Raw genomic sequence first — 22,103 nt, 5'->3', positions numbered from 1 at the left:
CGCAGATGAGTGCAAGCGAAACCATTCTGCGCATCGCCGCCAAGGGCGACGGCGTAACTGAAACCGGGAGGCATGTGCCGCTGACTGCGCCCGGCGATAACATCGCGGCGGACGGCAGTGTCATTGCCGGCGTTCACCACCAGCAGCCGCCCTGTCGGCATTTTCCGGAATGCGGCGGGTGCCAGTTGCAGCAGCTGGACGAGGAAAGCTGGCGCGGCTTTGTCACCGATCGCGTCGTGAACGCAGCGCAGGGGCAAGGGGTCGAACCGGTCACGCTGGAGCCAGCCGCATTATCCCCGCCCAGAAGCAGACGCCGGGCCACATTGCATGTGGAGGGGCGCGGCAAGGATGTGCGCATCGGCTTCAGGCAGGCGCGATCGCATCGCATCGTGGACATGATGCAGTGCGAGATCCTGACTCCTGACCTGTTTGCTCTGATAGCGCCTCTGCGCCAGATGTTTAGGGAACTGCGCCTGCGCCGATTGGCGTGCGATATCAACCTTGCAGAGGCGGATCAGGGGGTCGACTGTGGTATCAAGGGCTGGCGTCCTGACGGGCTGGCGCAGACAGAGCAGGTAATCGCCTTCGCGCAAGCCAATGGTCTTGCCCGGCTGACGCTCGACGACGGCTACGGAGCCGAGGCGCACTGGGAACCTGATCGTGTGACGATAACCCTTGCAGGTGTGACTGTGCCCATGCCGCCCGGCGCTTTTCTGCAACCGACGAGGGAGGGTGAGCAGGCGCTGACCTCTGCGGCGACAAGCTATCTCGACGGTGCCGGTACGGTGGCGGATCTGTTCGCCGGGCTTGGCACATTTGCCTTTGCACTATCTCCCCCTCAATCGGCGAAAGGTACAAAAGTGCTGGCAGCCGAAGCGGCGCGGGACCTGTCGCTTGCCTGCCGCCAGGCAGCGGACCGGCATGGTGCGCGCGTGTTTTGCCAGCACCGCGACCTGTTCCGCAATCCTCTTCTTCCCGACGAACTGGACAGGTTTGCAGCCGTGTTGATCGACCCGCCTCGGGCAGGCGCACGCGAACAGGTGGAGCGGCTGGCAGAAAGCCGGGTCGAACGCATCTGCTATATCAGCTGCAATCCATCGAGCTGGGCACGGGACGCTGCCGTGCTCGTCGCGGCAGGGTGGCGGCTCGAAAAACTGCGCCCGGTGGGCCAGTTCCGCTGGTCGACGCATGTCGAACTCGCCAGTCTATTTGTCCGGTAAGTCTTTTTGTCCGGTAAGCGTGTTCAACAGACAAGCGCGTCACGCAATCTCTTTGATCATGTGAGAAGCGCCAACAGCACCCTGATGACCAGGATCGCCAGCACGAGGCTGTAGGCAAGAAAGATGCCTGCACGCACGGCTATGGTGTTGACGGTGATCTGCCATACGGAATGACCGATCCGCAGCACGACGTAGATCCATGCAAGAGCGATGTCGAAACCGGCGGCGCTGATCAGCGACAGCATGACGACCGCCGGATAGAAGACCGTCGGCTGCTCCATGAGATGCGCGTAATTATGCGCGGGCCAGTCGCTCCCGGCCGGCAGGACAGATGCAAGATCTGACCCGCGCGTTCCCGGGGCCGTGCGGGCAAGATCAATGTCATGCGCGCGAAATGCGCGGCCACGATCAATGAACATCCACGCCATTACCCCGATCGTCCATAGCAGCAACACGGCCGCAGGAAGAAGCATGGCACGTTCCGCAATCATGCGTGTTCTGCAAAGCCATCATGGTGCAGGGTTTCGATCATCGACAAAACACCTATATGGATGTCCGAACAGGTCAAGACAGGAGAACGGATTTGAGCAAGGTTCTGGTGATCGGCGCAGGTGGCGTGGGTTCCGTCGCGGTGCACAAGATGGCTCAGAACCGCGACATCTTCAGCGATATCACGCTTGCCAGCCGCACCTTGTCCAAATGCGACGCGATCGCCCGCAGCGTGCAGGAACGTACCGGCGTTACCATCACGACGCGCCAGATCGACGCTGACGATGTCGAGGCAACCACCGCGCTTCTGCGCGAGGTAAAGCCGAGGCTGGTCGTGAACCTTGCGCTGCCTTATCAGGATCTTGCCATCATGGACGCGTGCCTTGCCGCAGGCGTCGATTACATGGACACGGCCAATTACGAACCGCGCGAGGAAGCACGCTTCGAATACAAGTGGCAGTGGGATTACCATGAACGGTTCAAACAGGCCGGACTGACCGCATTGCTTGGTTCAGGCTTCGATCCCGGCGTCACCAGCGTCTTTGCCATGTGGCTGAAGAAGCACCGGTTGAAGACCATCCGCCTGCTCGACATCCTCGACTGCAACGGCGGTGATCATGGACAGCCGTTTGCGACCAATTTCAATCCCGAGATCAACATCCGCGAGGTGACCGCGCCGGCGCGGCACTGGGAAGATGGCCAGTTTGTCGAAACGCCGGCCATGGCGGTGAAGCAGCGCTTCGACTTTGCCGAAGTCGGTGAAAAGACCATGTACATGATGTATCATGAAGAGCTGGAAAGCCTTGCCCGGCATGTCCCTGAACTGGAGCGGGCGCGGTTCTGGATGACGTTCGGCGATGAATACATCAAGCATCTGACGGTATTGCAGAATGTGGGCATGACGCGGATCGATCCGGTACTCTACGAAGGCAAGGAAATCATTCCGCTGCAATTTCTAAAAGCCGTCCTTCCCGAACCGTCCAGCCTTGGCGCGACCACGAAGGGCAAGACGAACATCGGCGACATCGCAACCGGAGAGACGCTGGACGGATCGGGCGAAAAGACGTTCTACATCCGCAACATCTGCGACCATGAAAAGGCATATGAGGAAACCGGCAACCAGGCGGTGTCCTACACCACCGGCGTCCCTGCCATGATCGGCGCCGCCATGCTGCTGACCGGCACATGGGACGGCGATGGCGTGTTCAACATGGAAGAATTCGATCCCGATCCGTTCATGGACATGCTGAACACGCAAGGCTTGCCCTGGGAGGTGCTGGAACTGCCGGCGCCCTTGAGCTTCTGAAGTTCCTTATGGCTGCCGAGAGCTTGCAAACAATGACACTGCTGCGTTGCGTTCCTGTTGCGCTGGCCCTCGCGCTGGCAGGCTGTTCATCTGGTCTGCAGGATGGTGCTGCATCCAGTGCGTGGAAGGAGCCGGCCACGGCGGTCGCGACGGGTGCAGCACCATTTGATGCAGCGTCCTGTCGGGCGAGCGGCGGAACGATTGACAGGCGCGGCAGGGGGCAGTTTGCCATATGCGTGCACCCCTATTCCGACGCTGGCAAACGGTGCACCGACAATCAGCAATGCAATGGCAAGTGCATTGCGGATGAAGGAGAAGAAATGATGGGAATTGCTGGGCAATGCCAGGCCGATGACGCCTTGTTCGGCTGTTATGCCGAAGTCGTCGACGGACATCGTGTACGCGCGATCTGCGTGGACTGATGGAAACGCAGGCCGGCGATCCCGGAGCATTTGCCCGCTTCGATCTGAATCTGGTCGACAGCCCCGCCTTTGTCATCGATGCGGCACGGCTGCGCCAGAACCTGCGCATCCTCGCCGACATCCGCGATCGGGCAGGGATCAAGGTGCTCGCCGCGTTGAAGGCGTTTTCCATGTGGTCGGTCGCGCCGCTGATCGGCGAATATCTGGACGGCGTCTGCACCTCGGGTATTTACGAAACCCTGCTGGCCGCCGAACGGTACGACGGCGAGATCGCCACCTATTGCGCCGCTTACAAGCCGGGCGACATGGACGAGATCCTGCGCCTGTCCGATCATGTCATCTTCAACACGCCCATGCAGATGGAACGTGCGTCTGACCGCATTGCCCGTGCCCGATCGCGTGGGGAGGCGTTCGACATCGGTTTGCGGATCAACCCCCTGCATGCCGAAGGCGAAGTGCCGCGCTATGACCCGTGTGCGCAATTTTCCCGCCTCGGCTTCCCCGTTGACCAGCTGCGCGAGGAGCACATGGAAGGCGTAGCCGGGCTGCATTTCCATACCTTATGCGAGCAGGATCTGGGGCCGCTCAAACGCACATGGGACGCACTGCTGCCCCAAATCGAGGATTTCATTCCCGACCTCACCTGGCTGAATTTCGGCGGTGGACATCATATCACCCGCGCAGATTATCAGCGGGACGAGCTTGTCGCGTTTCTCATCGACGTGCGAAATACAACGGGTTGCGAAATCTACCTTGAACCGGGTGAGGCGGTCGCACTGGATGCCGGCATTCTTGTGGGCACGATCCTTGATGCACACTGGAACGGCATGCCGTTGGCGATTACCGACATTTCCGCGACCTGCCACATGCCCGACGTGATCGAGGCGCCTTATCGTCCGGCCATGCTGGGTGAGGCGGCAGGGGGCGAACCGACCAGACTTGGCGGACCGTCCTGTCTTGCAGGTGACGTGATTGGCGATTACCGCCTGCCGGTCCCTGCAGAACCTGGCGAACGCATCGCGTTTCTGGATCAGGCGCATTATTCCATGGTCAAGACCAACACCTTCAACGGCGTGCCACTGCCGTCCATCTGGTTGTGGGACAGCGATACGGGCCTTCTGGAAAAGATCCGCGAGTTTGGCTATGAGACGTTCCGTGACCGCTTGTCGTGAGCTGGCTGCCGCACCTGTGCCACATGTCACCCGGTCGTGCTTGCAACGCGGGCGGTTGCTGCCAGGAAGGATATGCCGATTTCACTTGCGGTCCAGGCTCATGACCGTATATCCGCCCCCCGCTGCCCCATGGGGACTTCCAAACCGCAAGGCAGCTTTTCTCGAAGTTTCAGTTCTGGGGGTCCCTTGCATTGTCCATCCATCCTGACGCACTGGCTGTAATCCGCGCAACCGCGCCCGATGAACCGGTAATCCTCAACCGCCCGCATGCGGCACGACGCGCGGCGCGCTTTTTCGTGGACAAGTTCCCGGGCAAATCGCTCTATGCGGTGAAGGCAAATCCGTCGGCTGCCCTGCTCCGCGTCCTGTGGGAAGCCGGCATAACGCATTTCGACACCGCTTCGCTGGCCGAAGTCCGCCTCGTGCGCGAAACGCTGCCTGAAGCAACCTTGTGCTTCATGCATCCTGTCAAGACAGAGCGCGCAATCGAAGAGGCTTATTTCAAACACGGCTGCAAGACCTTCAGCCTTGATTCGATCGAGGAGCTTGAAAAGATCAGCCGGGCCACGCGCGGCGCGCGTGATCTGCGCCTGTGCGTGCGGCTGCGGGTATCGTCGGAATATTCAGAGCTGTCGCTTGCGGCAAAGTTCGGTGTTGATCTCACCGAGGCACCGGCGCTGCTGCAGGCAACCCGGCAAGTGGCCGATTGGCTGGGCGTGTGCTTCCATGTGGGTAGCCAGGCCATGACCCCCTTTGCCTATGTGCAGGCGCTGGAGCGGGTACGTGCCGCCATTGCTCAGGCCGCCGTGCTGATCGACATGGTGGATGTCGGCGGCGGATTTCCTTCCATCTATCCCGGCATGGAGCCGCCGCCGCTGGAGGATTATTTCCGCATCATTCACCACCATTTCTACGCCTTGCCGATTGCCTACAATGCAGAACTGTGGTGCGAGCCAGGTCGCGCCTTGTGTGCGGAATACAACTCGCTGGTGGTGCGGGTGGAGAAGCGCCGCGGCGATGAGTTGTTCATCAACGATGGCTCTTATGGAGCGTTGTTTGATGCTGCACACATCGGCTGGCGGTTTCCTGTCCGCAGAGTTGATGCCAGCACTTCGGATGCGCCGCTGTGCGATTTTGCCTTCTATGGCCCCACCTGTGACGATGCGGATTACATGAAGGGGCCGTTTGGCCTGCCTTGTGACATTGCGCCAGGGGATTACATCGAGATCGGCATGCTGGGTGCCTATGGCGCGGCCATGCGCACCGGCTTCAACGGGTTCGGTTCAGGATCTGTGGCAACGGTAGAGGATGAACCAATGGACAGCCTTTACCGCGGTGACCGTGCCGATCCGCGCGTGTCCGACAATGTGGTCAGTCTGCGCTGAGGCCACACCCGCGATAGATGCCGACCTGTCAAGTCACGCAAAATTCAAATCTTTTTGATCCGGCATGGACGTCTGAGAATTTTCAACTTACTTCTCGTCGCGGCAAAAAGCTGAAGGAGAAAATGTATGGCTGAAATTCCTGTTGAGAAAAAAGGTGGCATTCCATGGTGGGTCTGGCTGCTGCTGGCGGCAATTATCGTGGCGCTGCTGATCTGGGCGTTCAGCGACGATGACGATGTCGAGGTGGTCGACAATGCCGCTGTGGTCGGTGCGCCTGTCGAGCCATCGGTGACGGAAGATACGGTTGCACCGGTCGTTGCGGATGGTGCAATTACGGACCTGTCGACCCTGCTGGCAGCGACGGACGGTTCGCTGGTCGGCCGTGATGTGCAGCTTACCAACGTTCTTGCTGGCGATGTTCCCGATGATGCAGGTTTCTGGATCATGGGTGACAACAACCAGAAGATGTGGGTCGTACTTGACGAAGTACGCACGCCGAACACGCCTATCGAAGGCCGCGTAGACGTGGACAAGGGTGATCGCGTCGATATCGTCGGCACAGTGCGCAGCGCCGATGCAGGTTCGCCACCTGACGCCGCCATTCCCGGCCCGACAAAGCCGCTGCCTGAGGGCGTCAGCCAGTTCATCTACGCCTCACGCGTGTTGCAGTCCAGCTGACGTAGATGGCATCGGCAACGTTTCGGCGTTGAAGATGCGCTTCTGAAAAACGGGGCACGCTGACAGAAAGTCGGCGTGCCCTGATTTCGTTCGGCTTCGGCCGCACCGTCAGCGAAAATGACGCGATTGCTGCCGATCAGGCGGCGAGACGCAGTTCCAGACGATCCCAGATCTCGACAAGGGCGCTGGTGAGGTCGCGCATCATGCTTTCGCTGTGAGCCGGACCGGGCGTGAAGCGCAGCCGTTCAGTGCCGCGTGGCACGGTCGGGAAATTGATCGGCTGCACATAGACGCCGTATTCTGCCAGCAGGATATCGCTGATCCGCTTTGCCTTCACAGGATCACCCACCATCAGCGGCACGATGTGCGTGGTGCTGTCCATGACGGGCAAGCCGGCTTCACGCATCAAGGTCTTCAAGGTTGCCGCCGCTGCCTGCTGTCCTTCACGTTCCACGCTGGAAGATTTCAGATGGCGCACAGAAGCAAGCACGCCGGCTACAAGCACGGGTGAAAGCGAAGTGGTGAAGATGAATCCGGGGGCATAGGAACGGATGCAATCGATGATCTTGGCGTCGGTCGCGATATAGCCGCCCATGACGCCAAACGCCTTGCCCAGCGTACCTTCGATGATCGTGATGCGGTCCGCCGCTTGATCCCGTTCCGAAATCCCGCCACCACGCGGCCCGTACATGCCAACGGCATGCACTTCATCAAGATAGGTCAGCGCGTTGTAACGATCGGCAAGATCGCAGATTGCATGAATGGGCGCAACGTCACCATCCATGGAATACACCGATTCAAACGCTATCAGCTTGGGCGTGTCGAGCGGAGTCGCTTCCAGCAGTTCTTCCAGATGAGCAAGATCATTGTGCCGCCACACACGCTTTTCGCACCCGGAATTACGGATGCCTGCAATCATGCTGGCATGGTTCAACTCGTCGGAGAAGATCACGCAACCCGGCAGCAGCTTACCCAAAGTGGCGAGCGTCGTGTCATTGGAAACATATCCCGACGTGAACAGCAGCGCCTGTTCCTTGTCGTGCAGATCGGCAAGTTCACTTTCCAGATCGACGTGATAATGGGTGTTTCCACCGATATTGCGCGTCCCGCCTGACCCTGCGCCAACGTCGTGCAGCGCCTGCTCCATCGCTTCGACTACCTTTGGGTGCTGACCCATGGCGAGGTAATCGTTGGAACACCAGACGGTGATCGGTTTTGGCCCGTTATGCCCGGCAAAGCACCGAGCGTTGGGATATGCACCTTTGTTGCGCAGGATGTCGATGAAGACCCGATATCGACCCTCCGAATGGAGCCGATCGATCGCCTGGTCAAAAATCTCGTTGTAGTTCACGTAGCGAATGTTCCATGGCCTGTGCCCCGACCTGCACCACGAGCGCACGGCCTCGCCCGTCGGTGCGGACTGGATTGCGTGGCTATCTGCATAACCCATCATTGCTCTTGATGCAAAAGACTATTTGTGTTCGCGGCGGCTTTCAGAAAATCTGAATTGTCTCCAGCGCGCGCCGCGACAATTCGGGACGCAGATCATCAAGCGTGCTATCAGCGCCGGTGAACAGGGCAATGTCGGGTCCACTGCGCGAAAACTGCTGTTCCTTTGTCAATGCTGCAATCCGCCGGGCGATGCCATCGGCGCCGTCCACCAGCCTGATTTGGGGGCCGAGGGCGGCGGCAAACTCTTCGGCGAGCAGCGGGAAATGCGTGCAGGCAAGGATCAGCACGTCCATGGATTTGTCCTGTGCGATGTCGGGCGCGCTGATGCGAGCGCGCAGGTCATTGACGACGTTTGCCACCAGCGCCCCGTCCACTTGCCTGCCGCGCAGCTTTTCCTCGGCCGCGACCACCAGCTGCGGCGCTGCCACACGGATCAGCGTGCACGCAGGCGCAAAATCCGCTTTAAGCTGGTCGACATAAGGCTGCCGGATCGTGGCCTCTGTTCCTACCAGCCCGATAATGCCTGTTCTGGTCAGGGTGGCTGCAGGCTTGATCGCTGGAACGGTACCCACGATAGGGATATGCAGAACCTCGCGCACCATCCCCAGCGCGATGGTCGAAGCCGTGTTGCAGGCGATGCAGGCAAGGCGGGGGGCAAAGCGTTCGGCGATCCGGCCAAGCAATCCGGCTACGCGCGCGGCAATTTCGGCCTCGGTACGGATGCCGTAAGGAAATCCCGCATTATCGGCGGCGTAGATAACCGGTGCGCCGGGAAGATGGCGGCGTATCGCGTCAAGCACGCTCAATCCACCAATCCCTGAATCAAAGACCAGGATCGGCGCATCCGCGCGCACGGGCGCCAGGTCAATCTTGCGGGTGGCCATCGGACGCGCATATTGCGCATCATCGGTGTTTTGCAAGCAAAGCTTCATGATACCGCCATGAACAAGCCATGCGTGTGGTATGCTTGAGCAGGTTGCATACAGTCGCTACGAAACAGGTGGGACTTCAAGGAGCACGGCGCCATTTCTGCAGACCTGATCATCGCGCTGGCGCTTGGCTATCTTGTCGGGTCCATTCCCTGGGGAGTTGTGCTTACCCGTGTAACCGGCGCGGGCGATTTGCGCACGATCGGGTCGGGCAGCACGGGTGCAACCAACGTGCTTCGTACAGGGCGCAGATGGTTGGCCGCAGCGACACTCCTGCTGGACTTGCTGAAAGGGGCGGCGGCCGTTCTGATCGCAAGCGCACTCTTTTCGCAGGCGCCGCTCGTCGCAGCAATGGCGGCAGGGGCAGGGGCGGTTGTGGGCCATTGCTATCCGGTCTGGCTGGGCTTTCGCGGCGGCAAGGGGGTTGCAACCTTGATGGGGGTGGTGCTTGCACTGGCATGGCCTGTGGGATTGGTCTTTGCGGCCATCTGGCTGGTTCTGCTGGCAACGACGCGTATCTCGTCGATCGCCGGAATGGGAGCGGCGGCGTCCGCACCATTGACCGCGTGGATGCTTGGTAAAGGCATGATTGTGCCGGTCCTGCTGGGGCTTGCCGTGTTGGTGCTGTGGCGGCACCGTGCCAATATTGTGCGGTTGTTGCAGGGGACCGAGCCCCGGGTCGGAGGCAGAGGTAGTGCAGAAGGGTCCATGCCTTGACCCTGTCACAAGCCGAGGCCTTCGCGCGCATTCGTCTGCTGCGTTCGCCGAACATCGGCCCTGTTACATACCGCCAGTTGCTGACGCGTTTCGGAACAGCAGCGGCAGCACTTGATGCTGCGCCCCTGCTGACCGCAAAAGGCCGCCGCAAGCTTACCGTGGCTGCGTCGGAACAGATCCACCGCGAGGTAGAGCGGATGCGAGGGCTTGGCGCAAAATATCTGTTCCATGATGATCCGCTGTTTCCCGCCTTGCTGAACGAATATACCGGTGGTCCGCCAATTATTACTTACCTGGGGGATGCAGCATTGCTGGCCCGTCCATCGGTCGCGATCGTGGGCGCGCGCAATGCCTCGGCAGCTGCGCTGCGGTTGGCGCGCGACTTCGGCCATGCACTTGCCACGCAGGGGCGGCTGGTCGTTTCAGGTCTGGCGAGAGGGATCGACGGGGCTGCGCATGCAGGAGCGCTCAGCGGCGGTGCAGGGCGGCAGGGCGGCACCTGCGCTGTGATCGCCGGTGGGATCGACGTCATATATCCGCCGCAACATGCCGATCTTCAGCGCCGTATCGCCGAAGAAGGCATCGTGATTGCAGAACATCCTCCCGGCGTGGAGCCGCAGGCACGCCACTTCCCGGGTCGCAATCGCATCATTGCCGGCTTGTGCGCAGGCACGCTCGTCGTCGAAGCGGCACCGCGCTCCGGCAGCCTTATCACCGCGCGCATGGCAGCAGAAGCAGGGCGGGAAGTCATGGCCCTGCCCGGTTCGCCGCTTGACGGGCGGGCGCGTCGCTGCAACCAGCTGATCCGCGAAGGCGCGACCCTGATCCAGACACCTGAAGAGGTGGCAGAACTGCTTGACAGCTTTACAGGTTCCGCCCGGATGATCTTTCGCGAGCAGCCCAAGGTCGGAATAGAAGCGTCCATGCCGCGCGATGACGCGCTTGGCGCAATCACGGACCTGCTTTCGGCCGCACCTGTCGGGGTTGATGAACTCATCCGCACCAGTGGCACTAGCGCGTCTGCCGTGCACACAGTGCTGCTGGAGCTGGAACTCGCCGGTCGGCTGGAACGGCATGCCGGTGCAAAGGTAAGCATCGTCAATTGATCGAAGCTGCTTGACGAAGCGCTGTCGCGATCCCCACTTCATGTGCACACGGGCAGGGCGCCTCGCCCAACCGGTACCTACAGGAATTTGCATGCAGCTTGTCATCGTAGAATCGCCCGCCAAGGCAAAGACCATCGAAAAATACCTTGGCAGGGATTACAAGGTTCTTGCCAGCTACGGTCATGTCCGGGACCTTCCGCCCAAGGATGGATCGGTCAAGCCGGACGATGATTTCGCCATGGACTGGGAGCTTTACGGCGACAAGCAAAAGCAGGTGCGGGCGATTACCGACCTTGCCAAACAGGCTGATCGGCTGATCCTGGCCACCGACCCCGATCGCGAGGGAGAGGCGATCTCCTGGCATGTCCGCGAACTGCTCGCCAAGCGCAAGGCATTGCCCAAGGAGGTGGAGCGGGTCACGTTCAACGCGATCACCAAGCAGGCAGTGACCGACGCCATGAAGGCGCCACGCGAGCTCGATGCCGACCTGATCGATGCTTATCTGGCGCGGCGGGCGCTGGATTATCTGTTCGGCTTTACCCTGTCGCCGGTGCTGTGGCGCAAATTGCCGGGTGCCAAATCGGCAGGGCGGGTCCAATCGGTCGCTTTGCGCCTGATCGTGGAGCGGGAACGCGAAATCGAGGCATTTAGGCCGCAGGAGTACTGGCAGGTGATCGCCCGGCTGGAGCAGGATGGCATGCCGTTCGATGCTCGTCTTGTCCGGTTCGAAGGCAATCGGCTGGAAAAGCTCACCCTCGGCGAAGAGGGCATTGCGATGCGCGCCAGATCCGCGGTGGAGCAGAGCAGTTTTGCCGTCGAAGAAACGGAGACGAAGCCGCAGAAGCGCCATCCTTCACCGCCGTTCACCACGTCCACGCTGCAACAGGAAGCGGCGCGCAAGCTTGGCTATTCGGCCAGCCATACCATGCGGCTTGCACAGGGCCTTTATGAGCAAGGCGCCATAACCTACATGCGAACAGACGGTGTGCAGATGGATCCGAGCGCCATTTCTGCTGCACGCAAGGCGATCAGCGACCGTTATGATGGTCATTATCTTCCGGAAAAGCCGCGGCATTATCAGACCAAGGCAAAAAACGCGCAGGAAGCACACGAAGCTATTCGGCCAACTGATTTTTCCAAAGATCGTGGCGGCGATGGCGACGCGGCCAAGCTTTACAGCCTTATTTACAAGCGCGCGATGGCCAGCCAGATGGCCTCTGCTGCACTTGAACGCACGACAATAAAGCTTGTTGATGGCACTGGTCAGCATGAGCTGCGCGCTACCGGTCAGGTGGTCAAATTCCCCGGATTTCTGGCAGTTTACGAAGAAGGTCTCGACCATAAGGCAGACGATGACGAGGCCAGCTTGCTGCCGCTCGTCAGCAAGGGCGACCGACCTGCCAAGACCGGAGTGAACGCGACGCAGCATTTCACGCAGCCTCCGCCACGCTATGCCGAGGCAAGCCTGGTGAAACGGCTGGAGGAACTGGGGATCGGACGACCGTCCACCTATGCCGCGACATTGCAGGTGCTCAAGGACAGATCCTATGTCCGGATGGAGAAAAATCGTTTCTTTGCTGAAGATTCCGGCAGATTGTTGACCTCCTTTCTTGAACGATTCTTCGAACGGTATGTCGCTTATGATTTTACCGCCGGCATGGAGGACCAGCTTGACGATGTGTCGGGTGGCCGCGCTGCCTGGAAAGCAGTGCTTGAAGCGTTCTGGAAGGATTTCAAGCCGAAGTCCGACGAAGTCATGGAGCGGCAGCCGAGTGAGGTGACCGCAGAACTCGACATCTTCCTTCAGGATTATCTCTTCCCTCAAAAGGAGGACGGCAGCGATGCGCGCCTTTGCCCATCTTGTGAAGCGGGCCGGCTGGCGCTGCGTGGGGGCCGTTTCGGGGCGTTTGTCGCCTGCTCCAACTATCCGGAATGCAAGTACACCCGCCGCTTTGGCCAGCCAGGCGGAGCGGACGAGCAGGGCAGCGAGGACGGCGTCATTGGACAGCATCCCGAATCCGGCGAGGACATCGTGCGCAAGACGGGGCGTTTTGGTCCTTACGTGCAGACGGGCGAAGGCAAGGAAGCTGTGCGTGCATCGATACCTAAGGATATAGCGGATCTCGATCTTGACATGGCTGTGAAGCTGCTTGGCCTGCCGCGCATCATCGGGCTCCATCCGGAAAGCGGCAAGCAGATTGCCGCCAGCATCGGGCGTTACGGGCCATACCTGGTGCATGAAGGCAAATACGCACGGCTTGGCAGTACGGCCGACGTGTTCGACACCGGCATGAATGCTGCGGTTACCTTGCTTGCCGAGGCAGCCGCCAGCAAGGGCGGGCGCCGCGCTGCGGCAGAGCCGATCAAGAGCTTTGCCGCGCATCCGGTCAGCGGTGGCGAGATGAAGCTGATGCAGGGTCGTTATGGTCCGTATGTTACCGATGGGACGACCAATGCGACGATCCCGCGCGACATGAAGCCAGAGGATGTCAGCGAGGCCGATGCGATCAGGTTGATCGACGAACGGGCTGCAAAGGGCCCGACGAAAAAGAAGGCTCCGGCCAAAAAGAAGGCTGCAACAAAAAAGAAAGCTGCGCCAAAGAACAAAGCTTCGTCTGAAAAAAATTCAGCCAAGACAAAGGCTGATGCAAAGCCGGTCACCAAGACAAAGAAGGCAGCCGCGCCAGCACGGAAAAAAAGTGCCGACGCACCGGCCGGTTCGAAAGCAGATGCCTTGGCGGACCCTTCTGCGGCGGACCCTGCGGCTGCCAAGGCGTGACAGTTGTCATGTGTGGCCAAGCATCTGCCACCCTGCCGATCTGCTGCTTGGTGCCTGTATGGCAAGGCAGGCGGGGGTGACCTGCCTTTGAAGGATGAGGCACAGCACGCATCGGCACAGCGGGATCCCGACGAAACCGTGCAGAGCAGCAGCGCGGCAGCGGCCAGCGCCGTGTCGCAGCGTCCGGTGGACGACGGCTTGCCGATGCCGCAGCGGCTGGTGGCAATCGGTGCCATCAGCTTCGGTATAGCGCTTCTCGTCATCGACGGCAGCATCGCCAATGTTGCCTTGCCGACGATATCACGCAAGCTTGGCGTAAGCGAAGGCGCTGTGACCAACGTCGTCACCGTTTACCAGCTGGTGATGGTGATGGGATTGCTGCCCTTTGCCAAGCTGGGTGACAGGATCGGCCACCGCACCGTCTACCAAATTGGGCAAGTGGTGTTCTGCCTTGCGTCGGCTTTGTGTTTCTTTGTCGAAAATTTTGCCGCCCTGCTGATGCTGCGGGCGGTTCAGGCGGTCGGCGCGGGATTGGCGCTGTCGGTTTCAGTCGCGATGCTGCGCCGGATCTACCCCGCCAAAAGTCTGGGCAGCGGGCTTGGACTGAACTCGGTGGTGGTGGCAACGGCGGCGGCCATTGCGCCGACTCTGGGTGGGTTTATCGTGGCAGACTACGATTGGCGGCTCGTATTCGTAGTGGCCGCGCCGCTGGCGCTTGTTTCGCTGCTGCTGGGCCGGGCTTTGCCAGCGCCTGAACCGCAGGGCGGCAAGGCGGACTGGCTTGGTGGAGGATGGAGCGCGGCGACCGTGGCGCTGCTGATCGGCGGCGTCCAGGTGGCCGCGCATGCAGGCAGCGTGTTGCCTGGCGTCGCGCTGTTTGTCGCAGGCATCGTTTCAGCGTTCTTCCTGGTCCACCGGGAACGGGAGCAGGATCGGCCGATTGTCCCTGTGGACCTGATGGCGCAGCCTGTCATCGGGCTCAGCGTGCTTGCCGCGGTGCTGGTGTTTTGCGCCAGCGGTGCGGTGATCCTGGCTCTGCCATTCCTGTTTGAACAATCGATGGGTTATGCACCGGACGAGGTCGGCCTGTTGCTGCTGCCTTATCCGCTCACTCTGCTGATCGTTTCTCCGGTTGCGGGTTGGCTTTCTGACCGGGTGGCGCCGACCAAACTGGGCGTGACCGGCATGGCGATTGCAATTCTGGGCCTGCTGCTGATGGCGTTCATGCCGGCGCAGCCAGGAGTGTTTGGCATTTCCTGGCGGCTGACCATCGTGGCGCTTGGCTTTGGCTTGTTCTTTGCACCCAATTCCCGGCTTCTCATCGCCAATGCGCCGCAAGACCGGACAGCCGCGGCAGGAGGGCTAATCTCCACTGCGCGCCTGTTTGGCCAGACTACTGCGGCAGCGCTCGTAGGCCTGCTGCTATCGCTTGGGCTGGGTCTGGGTCCGACGCCGATGTTCCTGGCTGCAGGCCTCGCGCTGGTGGCCGCCTTGTGCAGCATGGTGCGGTTCCGCACGGTGAGGGCGCAAACCGTACCTGCTGAAGCCCGGGAGGCAGGCGTCTGAAGCCTATCTTACCCAGTTAAGCCCGATGTCTTCGTACAGTTCGCGGTTCTCATCCCAGTTTGATTCCACCCGGACATGCAGGAACAGGTGCACCTTGTGCCCCAGAATTGCGGCAAGTTCCGTACGGGCCGCCTCACCGATCGCCTTGATTCTCTGCCCTCGCTTGCCCAGCACGATCGGGCGCTGGCTATCGCGGCCAACGACGATCTGCTGGTGGATTTCAACCGAGCCATCCTTGCGATGCAGGTAGCGTTCGGGACGCACGATGCTGTCATACGGAAGCTCCTCGTGCAATTGGCGGTAAAGCTGTTCACGCGTGACCTCGGCCGCCAGCAGCCGCTCGCTTGCATCCGACACCTGATCTTCGGGATAATGCCATTGTCCTGGTGGCATCATCGCAGCAACATGCGTCTTGAGCTCAGGAACGCCATCTCCGGTAAGGGCAGAGACAAAGAACACCTCGTCAAATGCCACGATCGCAGCAAGCTCCTGCGCGAGGGCGAGCAAGGGTTCCTTGGAAGATGCATCGACCTTGTTCAAGACAAGCAGCTTGCGTTCCGGCCGATCCTTGAGCTGGTCGAGCAACGGCAGCAGTTCATGTCGCCGTTGCTTCAGGGGGTCCACCACCAGCAGAATTGCGTCAGCGGCATCGGTTCCTTCCCAGGCGGCTGCGACCATCGCCCGGTCCAGCCTGCGGCGCGGCGCGAAGATGCCCGGCGTATCCACCAGCATGATCTGTGTCTTGCCGGCAAGTGCAATGCCCATCAACCGTGCGCGGGTGGTCTGTGCCTTGGTGCTGGTGATGGCCACCTTCTGCCCGACCAGCTGGTTTACCAGTGTCGATTTGCCTGCATTGGGCGCACCAATGACGGCAGCGACACCGCATTTGAGAATGTCCGCTTCGTTATCAGCCATACTGATCCATGAATGCTGCGGCGGCATCGGTTTCCGCCTGTTGCTTGCTTTCGCCCGTTCCGGTCGCATCGCCAACGTTCCTGATCGAGACGCGCACGGTAAACCGCAAGGCATGGTCGGGACCGGATCGCCCGATAAGTTCATATTCGGGCATTCGACGCTGATTGCCAGCCGCCCATTCCTGCAGGGCTGACTTGGGGTGCTTGGTTAATCCTGCATTGCCGCTGACTACGCCTGCCCACCATTTGTGCACCAGCGCTTTTGCCGCGTCGAAACCGTGGTCAAGATAGCATGCGCCGATGACTGCCTCCACCACATCACCAAGGATGTTGTCGCTGTTGAGGCCGCCATCGGCCATGGCCTGTTTGCCGAGCCGGATATGCGGAGGCAACCCGCTGTCGCGGGCGATGCGCGCGCATATTTCGCGACTGACCAGCACGTTTAGCCGTTGCGACAGCGCACCCTCGGCGGCGTTGTCGCTGCCATACAGCCAATCGGCGATCACAAGGCCGAGCACCCGATCACCCAGAAACTCAAGCCGCTGATAATCCACCGCGCTGCCGGCGCTGCCGTGGGTGAGGGCCTCTGCCCAGAGCCGTTCGTGCACAGGTGCACTGCCCGCCTGCTGTCCGATCCATTCCTTTGTGCCTGGTGACAAGGGCGCCATCAGAAAGTGTGACCGATGCGATCCCAACGCGCAGCCGTGAACCATGTCCAGGGCTTGATCCATTCTGCCGATCCGTCGGTTGAAAACATCATGACATGCGCCTTGCCGATCAGATGATCCATCGGGATGTAGCCAAGGCCGCCGGTTGGTGTGGCCGGAAACCGGCTGTCCTGCGAATTGTCGCGATTATCGCCCATGGCGAAGAAATGGTCCTGCGGCACTGTGTACACTGCGGTGTTGTCGGGTTGCGTCATGCCAAGGTCGAGCACTTCATAGCTGACGGCGTTGGGGAGGGTTTCCACAAATCGCGGGTAGCGACAGATCCATCCATTGCTGCCTCGTTCCTCGAAAGTCGCGTCCGCGCATGGAGATGAGCGCATGTTCTGTGCCGCTGCTTCGAGCATGTTCTGTGTGACCGGCTGGAGGAAATCGGCAATCCGACGCTTGGGCACAGCTTCGCCATTTAGGAAGAGCTGGCCTTCGCGCATCTGCACCTGGTCACCGGGCAGGCCGATCACCCGCTTGATCAGATCGAAATCGGCTTGCGTGCCGCGAAAGATCGCCACATCGCCGCGCTCCGGACTGTCCGGCAGGATACGTCCAGGAATGAGCGGCATCGAGAATGGCAGGGAATAGCGCGTGTAGCCATACGGCCATTTTGCCGCGAGCAGGTAATCACCGATCAAAAGGCGCGGAAGCATGGATTCCGACGGAATATTGAACGGAGAATAGAAAAAGCTGCGAAAGATGAAGACGATGACAACAAGCTTCAGAAGGAACGCGAAAAAACCCTCATCCTGTTTCTTATCCTTCTTGTCCTTGCGGTGTGCAGGGGTCACTTCGTCGCTCATGCCGGTTTCATCTGTGTTCGTGCTGGTAACGCACGGCGGCATAGGGCAGGAACCGGCGCAAGCAAAGCGAATAGGAAGGGTGAAGCACGAACATGCCCAATGTGGACAGCATCTGGAACGCCATTGCAAAACTGCCGCAGCCCACGTTGCGCGAATTGTTCGACCAGGACGCCGATCGCGTCACACGGTTTGCAGACACATTGGACATTGGAGGCAACGCAATTCTGTTCGACTGGTCCAAAACGCATTTGGATCAGGACCTTGTCGGCTTGTTTTCACAACTTGCCGAAGCGATGGATTTTGCCAGCGCACGCGAGGCTCTGCTGACGGGCGGGATCGTCAATCCATCCGAAGGACGAGCAGCAGAACATCTGGCGCAGCGCGGTACAGGTGCACCGGCCAGTGTCGAGGAGGCAGCGGCGCTGCACCTGCGCATGCGCCTGCTGACAGAGGCCGTCCACGAAGGCGCCATGGGGCCTGTCAAGCACCTCATCCATATCGGCATCGGCGGATCCGCGCTGGGTCCGGCGCTTGCAATCGATGCACTTGCCCGGTCGACGGCCGAGTTCCGGCCGCTGGTGGATGTGCACGTGGTATCCAACATCGACGGCAATGCGCTTGAAGCCGCGTTCGAGGTCTGCGACCCGGCCGCCACGATCATCGCAATTGCCTCCAAGACCTTTACCACCATCGAGACGATGACGAACGCTGGCAGCGCTGTTGAATGGTTGCAGGAAGCAGGTGTCGAGGATGCGTTTGGCCGGGTTGTGGCACTGACCGCCAGCCCGGACAAAGCTGTCGAATGGGGCGTCGATGAAACGCGTGTGCTGCCTTTTGCCGAATCGGTGGGTGGCCGTTATTCGCTGTGGTCCTCGATCGGCTTTCCCGTGGCAATGGCATTGGGCTACGAGGGATTTGCCGCAATGCTGGACGGGGCTGCCGCAGTGGACCGGCATTTCGCTCAAAGTGAGCCGGCCGACAATCTTCCCCTGCGGGCAGCTTTTGCCGATCTTCTTTATACTCAAGTCCACGAATGCCAGAGCCGGGCCGTCTTTGCCTACGATGAACGGCTCGCCCTGTTTCCCGATTATCTTCAGCAGCTTGAGATGGAATCCAACGGCAAGCGCGTTGCCGCCGACGGTGCAGCGCTCGACCGGCCGACTGCGCCTGTCACATGGGGCGGAACCGGAACCGATGCGCAGCACGCCGTCTTTCAATTGCTGCATCAAGGTACGGTCGAGGTGCCGGTGGACTTCATCGCAGTGAAGCAGCCGGGGCATGACCTTGACCCTGCGCATCAGCGGATCTTGCTGACCAATTGTTTTGCACAAGGCGCTGCGCTGATGGCAGGAAAGCAGAGTGCTGATCCTGCAAGGCGCTATCCCGGCAACCGCCCTTCGGCCACAATCCTGTGCGATGCGCTCACGCCCGGAACTCTGGGTGCCCTCATTGCATTCCACGAACACCGGACCTTCTGCAACGCGGTCCTCCTTGGCATCAACCCGTTCGATCAGTTCGGCGTCGAACTGGGCAAACAGATTGCCAAGGAAATGGAAAGCGGGACAGGTGGCAGTTTCGATCCCAGCACTCAGGCGCTGCTTGAGAAATCGGGTTTAACAACCTGATTATGTGGTCAGATATTTACAGCAGATGCCTGATTGGGGAGGAATCATCCAGCAGGCGCAGTCACCCCATCAGGGCGCGGAACCTTACAGGAGTTTTGCATGCCGAAATTTGATTACGACCTTTTTGTCATCGGAGCCGGTTCTGGCGGGGTGCGGGCAAGCCGTGTGGCCGCCGCACATGGCGCAAAGGTCGCGGTGGCAGAGGAGTACCGGGTCGGCGGCACCTGTGTGATTCGCGGGTGCGTACCGAAAAAGATGCTCGTTTATGGCGCGCAATTCGCAGAGGATCTTGAAGATGCCCGGCAGTTTGGCTGGGAGGTAGGAGAATGCCGCTTTAATTGGGTGCGGCTTCGCGACCATGTGCTTGCCGACGTGGATCGGCTGAACGGCCTTTATCGGCAGACGCTGGAAAATCACGACGTCAGGATCATCAACGAGCGTGCCGAACTCACTGGCGAACATGAAATCACTCTGGCAGGCGGCGAAGTCGTCACGGCAGCGCATATTCTGATCGCGACGGGGGCGCATCCGCATGTGCCTGACTTCCCCGGACACGAACTGGGCATCACCAGCAATGAGGCGTTCCACCTTGATGCCATTCCTCGACGCGTGCTGATTGCGGGCGCGGGCTATATCGCCAATGAATTTGCCGGTATTTTCCATCAGTTCGGCGCCAAGGTTACCCTGATCAACCGGTCGGACCAATTGTTGCGCGGATATGACGAAAGTCTGCGCGACCGGCTGTTGCAGATATCGCTGACCAAGGGCATCCAATTCCGGTTCAATGCAGAGTTCCGCAGTATCGAGAAAACCGAAGCAGGCTGTTTGCGCGTCTCGATGACGAACCATGAAGACATGGAAGTCGATTGCGTGATGTTTGCCACAGGACGCCTCCCCAACACCAGGGGGCTTGGCCTTGATCATATCGGTGTGGAGACGAGCGACAAAGGAGCGGTGAAGGTGGACCGCTTCTCCAAGACCAACATCGACCATATCTATGCTGTCGGCGACGTGACGGACAGGGTCCAGCTTACGCCCGTCGCCATCCGCGAGGGCCAGGCGTTTGCCGACACAATTTTTGGCAACAAGCCAACCTCTGTAGTTCATGACTGCATTCCCAGTGCGGTGTTCAGCCATCCGCCGCTGGCGAGCGTCGGCCTGACCGAGGCAGAGGCCCGTCAGCAGCTTGGATCGATCCGGGTTTTCCAGTCCGATTTCCGACCGATGAAGCACGTGGTTGCCGGCCGGCAGGAACGCGGCTTGTACAAGATGATTTGCGAAGGTGACAGCGAGCGGGTGGTTGGTCTGCACATGATCGGCCCTGAAGCACCCGAGATCATGCAGGGCGCGGCAGTGGCAGTGAAAGCAGGGCTGAGCAAAGCGGATTTCGATGCCACGGTCGCTATTCATCCAACCATGGCAGAAGAGCTGGTCTTGATGAAATGAAGACAGTTCGCCTGCCGCAAACATCTAAGGAAAAACTATGAACAAGACCTTGGCGGCATGCGTTGCAATCATGACTGCGGTAATGGCAATGCCAGTCGGTGCGGCGGAAATATCTACGCATGTGCTCGACATCACAAGTGGAACAGGCGGCGGCGGGGTACCCGTCACCTTGTCGAGGCGCGTTGATGGCGGCGGGTGGATGCCGGTGGCGACAGTGTAGACGCAACCGAACGGCAGAGTGGAACGCTTCGCCAATCCATCGACGCTGCCTGCGGGAACCTATCGTCTGGCTTTCGACATGACGGGCTATCGGGACATGCGCAATCCAGCGTTTTTTCCCGAGATCACGGTGGTATTCAACGTGGCCGATGCAGATGGCAAATATCACGTTCCCGTCATTGTCAGCCCCTTTGGTTATTCGACATATCGCGGGAATTGATCAGGCTTTGATGGAGTTATTCCGACTGAGGAGTGCAGCGGGTGAAAGGCTGGCGCTGTGGGTGACCCGTCAGCTAACGACAATCACTCCGAAAAACGTCAGCGCCACAGCCGCGGTGACGGACCTGCTGGCCTCCAACACGATGCGTACAGCCACTGCAGGATCCGGGTCAGCCATTGAAACTACAATTAGCCATGGCGCTGTGTTGGCAGCTGAATGGAGGACGGCTCAACCGGAAAGGCACAACGACCGAACCGCTCTTATGACAAGAACACCGGTGGTGACCCATGGCATAGAACGGTGGAACGACGCACTGCCCTGATCTGCGATAGCGGGCGCAGGATGAGGCGTGAGCCGCGGAGGGGCGGGGGGCAGCACCCGAACCTGCCCGATCAGCGTGCCGAACGGGATAACGCTTGCTCCCAAAGTGGTTGCTGACGCGACGTCTGGGCGGAAGTTGACTCCAACTTGTCGTAGCGGGTGGCAACACGATGGAAGTGCCGGAGAGGGCAGAAGGTGTTTTCGGCGAGTTGGCGGTCGCGATAGCGCTGCTTGTCATAGCGTATTGGTGCGCTTGCGCCGACGCGGAATGAGCAAATGGTGCCTGTCTTGCGTAACGAACGCCGCAGCCGATCAGCAGGTACGAAAAAGCCCGATGCATTGCTGCACCGGGCTGTTCGCATGAAGCTGGGCGGATTATGCGATGGCGATCACGCCCAACACCACGAGAATGAAGACAACGAGCGCGATGCCGATTAGGATCTTTGCGCCGGTTAGCGCAGTGCCCGAAAGGCCGCCGAAACCGAGCAGGCCGGCAATTGCAGCAACTGCAAGAAGAATAAGGATCCATGTAAGCATGATTTGCCCTCCAAAGTGATTATTCAAAAGTGTAAAACCGACAAGCAGGATTTATGTTCCGGATCAACTTGTCACCTGCTG

Annotated in this window: 20 protein-coding genes and 1 pseudogene; 13 read left to right on the top strand and 8 right to left on the bottom strand. The window is 60.0% G+C overall.

Going from position 1 to position 22,103, the window contains the following annotated elements; genetic code table 11:
• The first annotated feature begins 5 nt into the window (after positions 1-5).
• Complete coding sequence (locus RM533_RS03730; protein ID WP_311339864.1) at positions 6-1,220, top strand: class I SAM-dependent RNA methyltransferase; 1,215 nt, start codon at positions 6-8, stop codon at positions 1,218-1,220.
• Positions 1,221-1,276: 56 nt separating this feature from the next.
• Here the strand turns inward: RM533_RS03730 and RM533_RS03725 are convergent, their stop codons facing one another.
• A complete protein-coding gene (locus tag RM533_RS03725; RefSeq protein ID WP_311339863.1) occupies positions 1,277-1,693 on the bottom strand; it encodes an MAPEG family protein in 417 nt (138 codons plus the stop codon).
• A 110-nt stretch (positions 1,694-1,803) separates the two neighbouring features.
• Between RM533_RS03725 and RM533_RS03720 the strand changes: the two genes are divergently transcribed.
• On the top strand, positions 1,804-3,015 hold the full coding sequence (locus RM533_RS03720; RefSeq protein ID WP_311339862.1) for a saccharopine dehydrogenase family protein: 1,212 nt from the start codon (positions 1,804-1,806) through the stop codon (positions 3,013-3,015).
• Between the two features lie 86 nt (positions 3,016-3,101).
• Here RM533_RS03720 and RM533_RS03715 read toward each other — a convergent pair whose 3' ends face one another.
• Positions 3,102-3,410, bottom strand: a complete 309-nt coding sequence (locus RM533_RS03715) for a hypothetical protein (RefSeq protein WP_311339861.1) — start codon at positions 3,408-3,410, stop codon at positions 3,102-3,104.
• A 26-nt stretch (positions 3,411-3,436) separates the two neighbouring features.
• On the opposite strand from RM533_RS03715, the gene RM533_RS03710 reads away from it, so the two are divergent.
• From RM533_RS03710 to RM533_RS03700, 3 genes are all read left to right on the top strand, one after another.
• Positions 3,437-4,609 (top strand): carboxynorspermidine decarboxylase, encoded by a 1,173-nt coding sequence (locus RM533_RS03710; RefSeq protein WP_311339860.1) that lies wholly within the window; start codon positions 3,437-3,439, stop codon positions 4,607-4,609.
• A gap of 191 nt (positions 4,610-4,800) precedes the next feature.
• Positions 4,801-5,994 (top strand): type III PLP-dependent enzyme, encoded by a 1,194-nt coding sequence (locus RM533_RS03705; RefSeq protein ID WP_311339859.1) that lies wholly within the window; start codon positions 4,801-4,803, stop codon positions 5,992-5,994.
• A 126-nt stretch (positions 5,995-6,120) separates the two neighbouring features.
• Positions 6,121-6,672: a hypothetical protein gene (locus tag RM533_RS03700; RefSeq protein ID WP_311339858.1), complete on the top strand. Its 552-nt coding sequence runs from the start codon at positions 6,121-6,123 to the stop codon at positions 6,670-6,672.
• 136 nt (positions 6,673-6,808) lie between these two features.
• Here RM533_RS03700 and hemA read toward each other — a convergent pair whose 3' ends face one another.
• Both hemA and murI read right to left on the bottom strand, forming a co-directional pair.
• Complete coding sequence (gene hemA, locus RM533_RS03695) at positions 6,809-8,023, bottom strand: 5-aminolevulinate synthase (protein WP_311340158.1); 1,215 nt, start codon at positions 8,021-8,023, stop codon at positions 6,809-6,811.
• A 142-nt stretch (positions 8,024-8,165) separates the two neighbouring features.
• A complete protein-coding gene (murI, locus tag RM533_RS03690; RefSeq protein ID WP_311339857.1) occupies positions 8,166-9,008 on the bottom strand; it encodes a glutamate racemase in 843 nt (280 codons plus the stop codon).
• A 141-nt stretch (positions 9,009-9,149) separates the two neighbouring features.
• Here murI and plsY point away from each other — a divergent pair, with 141 nt between their 5' ends.
• From plsY to RM533_RS03670, 4 genes are all read left to right on the top strand, one after another.
• Complete coding sequence (plsY, locus tag RM533_RS03685; RefSeq protein WP_432265029.1) at positions 9,150-9,770, top strand: glycerol-3-phosphate 1-O-acyltransferase PlsY; 621 nt, start codon at positions 9,150-9,152, stop codon at positions 9,768-9,770.
• A complete protein-coding gene (gene dprA / locus RM533_RS03680) occupies positions 9,767-10,876 on the top strand; it encodes a DNA-processing protein DprA (protein ID WP_311339856.1) in 1,110 nt (369 codons plus the stop codon). Before plsY ends, dprA begins: the two co-directional genes overlap by 4 nt.
• Positions 10,877-10,967: 91 nt before the next feature.
• Positions 10,968-13,655 (top strand): type I DNA topoisomerase, encoded by a 2,688-nt coding sequence (topA, locus tag RM533_RS03675; protein ID WP_311339855.1) that lies wholly within the window; start codon positions 10,968-10,970, stop codon positions 13,653-13,655.
• An 87-nt stretch (positions 13,656-13,742) separates the two neighbouring features.
• The gene (locus tag RM533_RS03670; RefSeq protein ID WP_311339854.1) at positions 13,743-15,221 is read left to right on the top strand and encodes an MFS transporter; all 1,479 of its coding nucleotides are present in this window, start codon (positions 13,743-13,745) and stop codon (positions 15,219-15,221) included.
• A gap of 3 nt (positions 15,222-15,224) precedes the next feature.
• Here the strand turns inward: RM533_RS03670 and era are convergent, their stop codons facing one another.
• From era to lepB, 3 genes are read right to left on the bottom strand one after another with little or no spacing between them, the layout of a single operon-like run.
• Positions 15,225-16,136, bottom strand: coding sequence for a GTPase Era (gene era, locus RM533_RS03665; protein ID WP_311339853.1), 912 nt, complete (start codon positions 16,134-16,136; stop codon positions 15,225-15,227).
• Positions 16,129-16,803, bottom strand: a complete 675-nt coding sequence (gene rnc, locus RM533_RS03660; RefSeq protein ID WP_311339852.1) for a ribonuclease III — start codon at positions 16,801-16,803, stop codon at positions 16,129-16,131. The genes era and rnc overlap by 8 nt, the downstream gene beginning before the upstream one ends.
• The gene (gene lepB / locus RM533_RS03655) at positions 16,803-17,654 is read right to left on the bottom strand and encodes a signal peptidase I (RefSeq protein ID WP_311339851.1); all 852 of its coding nucleotides are present in this window, start codon (positions 17,652-17,654) and stop codon (positions 16,803-16,805) included. Before lepB ends, rnc begins: the two co-directional genes overlap by 1 nt.
• 92 nt (positions 17,655-17,746) lie before the next feature.
• Here lepB and pgi point away from each other — a divergent pair, with 92 nt between their 5' ends.
• From pgi to RM533_RS03635, 4 genes and pseudogenes are all read left to right on the top strand, one after another.
• The gene (pgi, locus tag RM533_RS03650; RefSeq protein ID WP_311339850.1) at positions 17,747-19,279 is read left to right on the top strand and encodes a glucose-6-phosphate isomerase; all 1,533 of its coding nucleotides are present in this window, start codon (positions 17,747-17,749) and stop codon (positions 19,277-19,279) included.
• A 99-nt stretch (positions 19,280-19,378) separates the two neighbouring features.
• Positions 19,379-20,725, top strand: a complete 1,347-nt coding sequence (gene gor, locus RM533_RS03645) for a glutathione-disulfide reductase (RefSeq protein ID WP_311339849.1) — start codon at positions 19,379-19,381, stop codon at positions 20,723-20,725.
• 37 nt (positions 20,726-20,762) lie between these two features.
• Positions 20,763-20,945 (top strand): peptidase associated/transthyretin-like domain-containing protein, encoded by a 183-nt coding sequence (locus tag RM533_RS03640; protein WP_311339848.1) that lies wholly within the window; start codon positions 20,763-20,765, stop codon positions 20,943-20,945.
• A gap of 12 nt (positions 20,946-20,957) precedes the next feature.
• Positions 20,958-21,164: pseudogene (locus tag RM533_RS03635) on the top strand (hydroxyisourate hydrolase); the annotation flags it as partial.
• 696 nt (positions 21,165-21,860) lie between these two features.
• Here RM533_RS03635 and RM533_RS03630 read toward each other — a convergent pair.
• Entirely contained in the window at positions 21,861-22,022 is a 162-nt protein-coding gene (locus tag RM533_RS03630; RefSeq protein WP_311339847.1) for a DUF1328 family protein, read from the bottom strand.
• Between the last annotated feature and the right edge of the window lie 81 nt (positions 22,023-22,103).

It is taken from the genome of Croceicoccus esteveae, assembly GCF_031846435.1.
GTDB classification, from domain to species: Bacteria; Pseudomonadota; Alphaproteobacteria; order Sphingomonadales; family Sphingomonadaceae; genus Croceicoccus; species Croceicoccus esteveae.
Note: the sequence above shows the minus strand (reverse complement) of the source record. Positions and strands in the feature narration are given on the sequence as shown.

Bases quoted from the DNA above. Each gene is read 5' to 3' on its own strand.
- era (WP_311339853.1), bottom strand. From the start codon at position 16,136: ATGGCTGATAACGAAGCGGACATTCTCAAATGCGGTGTCGCTGCCGTC.
- RM533_RS03640 (WP_311339848.1), top strand. From the start codon at position 20,763: ATGAACAAGACCTTGGCGGCATGCGTTGCAATCATGACTGCGGTAATG.
- RM533_RS03725 (WP_311339863.1), bottom strand. From the start codon at position 1,693: ATGCTTCTTCCTGCGGCCGTGTTGCTGCTATGGACGATCGGGGTAATG.
- lepB (WP_311339851.1), bottom strand. From the start codon at position 17,654: ATGAGCGACGAAGTGACCCCTGCACACCGCAAGGACAAGAAGGATAAG.
- RM533_RS03715 (WP_311339861.1), bottom strand. From the start codon at position 3,410: ATGTCCGTCGACGACTTCGGCATAACAGCCGAACAAGGCGTCATCGGC.
- rnc (WP_311339852.1), bottom strand. From the start codon at position 16,803: ATGGCGCCCTTGTCACCAGGCACAAAGGAATGGATCGGACAGCAGGCG.
- topA (WP_311339855.1), top strand. From the start codon at position 10,968: ATGCAGCTTGTCATCGTAGAATCGCCCGCCAAGGCAAAGACCATCGAA.
- RM533_RS03710 (WP_311339860.1), top strand. From the start codon at position 3,437: ATGGAAACGCAGGCCGGCGATCCCGGAGCATTTGCCCGCTTCGATCTG.
- RM533_RS03630 (WP_311339847.1), bottom strand. From the start codon at position 22,022: ATGCTTACATGGATCCTTATTCTTCTTGCAGTTGCTGCAATTGCCGGC.
- RM533_RS03700 (WP_311339858.1), top strand. From the start codon at position 6,121: ATGGCTGAAATTCCTGTTGAGAAAAAAGGTGGCATTCCATGGTGGGTC.
- murI (WP_311339857.1), bottom strand. From the start codon at position 9,008: ATGGCCACCCGCAAGATTGACCTGGCGCCCGTGCGCGCGGATGCGCCG.
- RM533_RS03730 (WP_311339864.1), top strand. From the start codon at position 6: ATGAGTGCAAGCGAAACCATTCTGCGCATCGCCGCCAAGGGCGACGGC.
- pgi (WP_311339850.1), top strand. From the start codon at position 17,747: ATGCCCAATGTGGACAGCATCTGGAACGCCATTGCAAAACTGCCGCAG.
- gor (WP_311339849.1), top strand. From the start codon at position 19,379: ATGCCGAAATTTGATTACGACCTTTTTGTCATCGGAGCCGGTTCTGGC.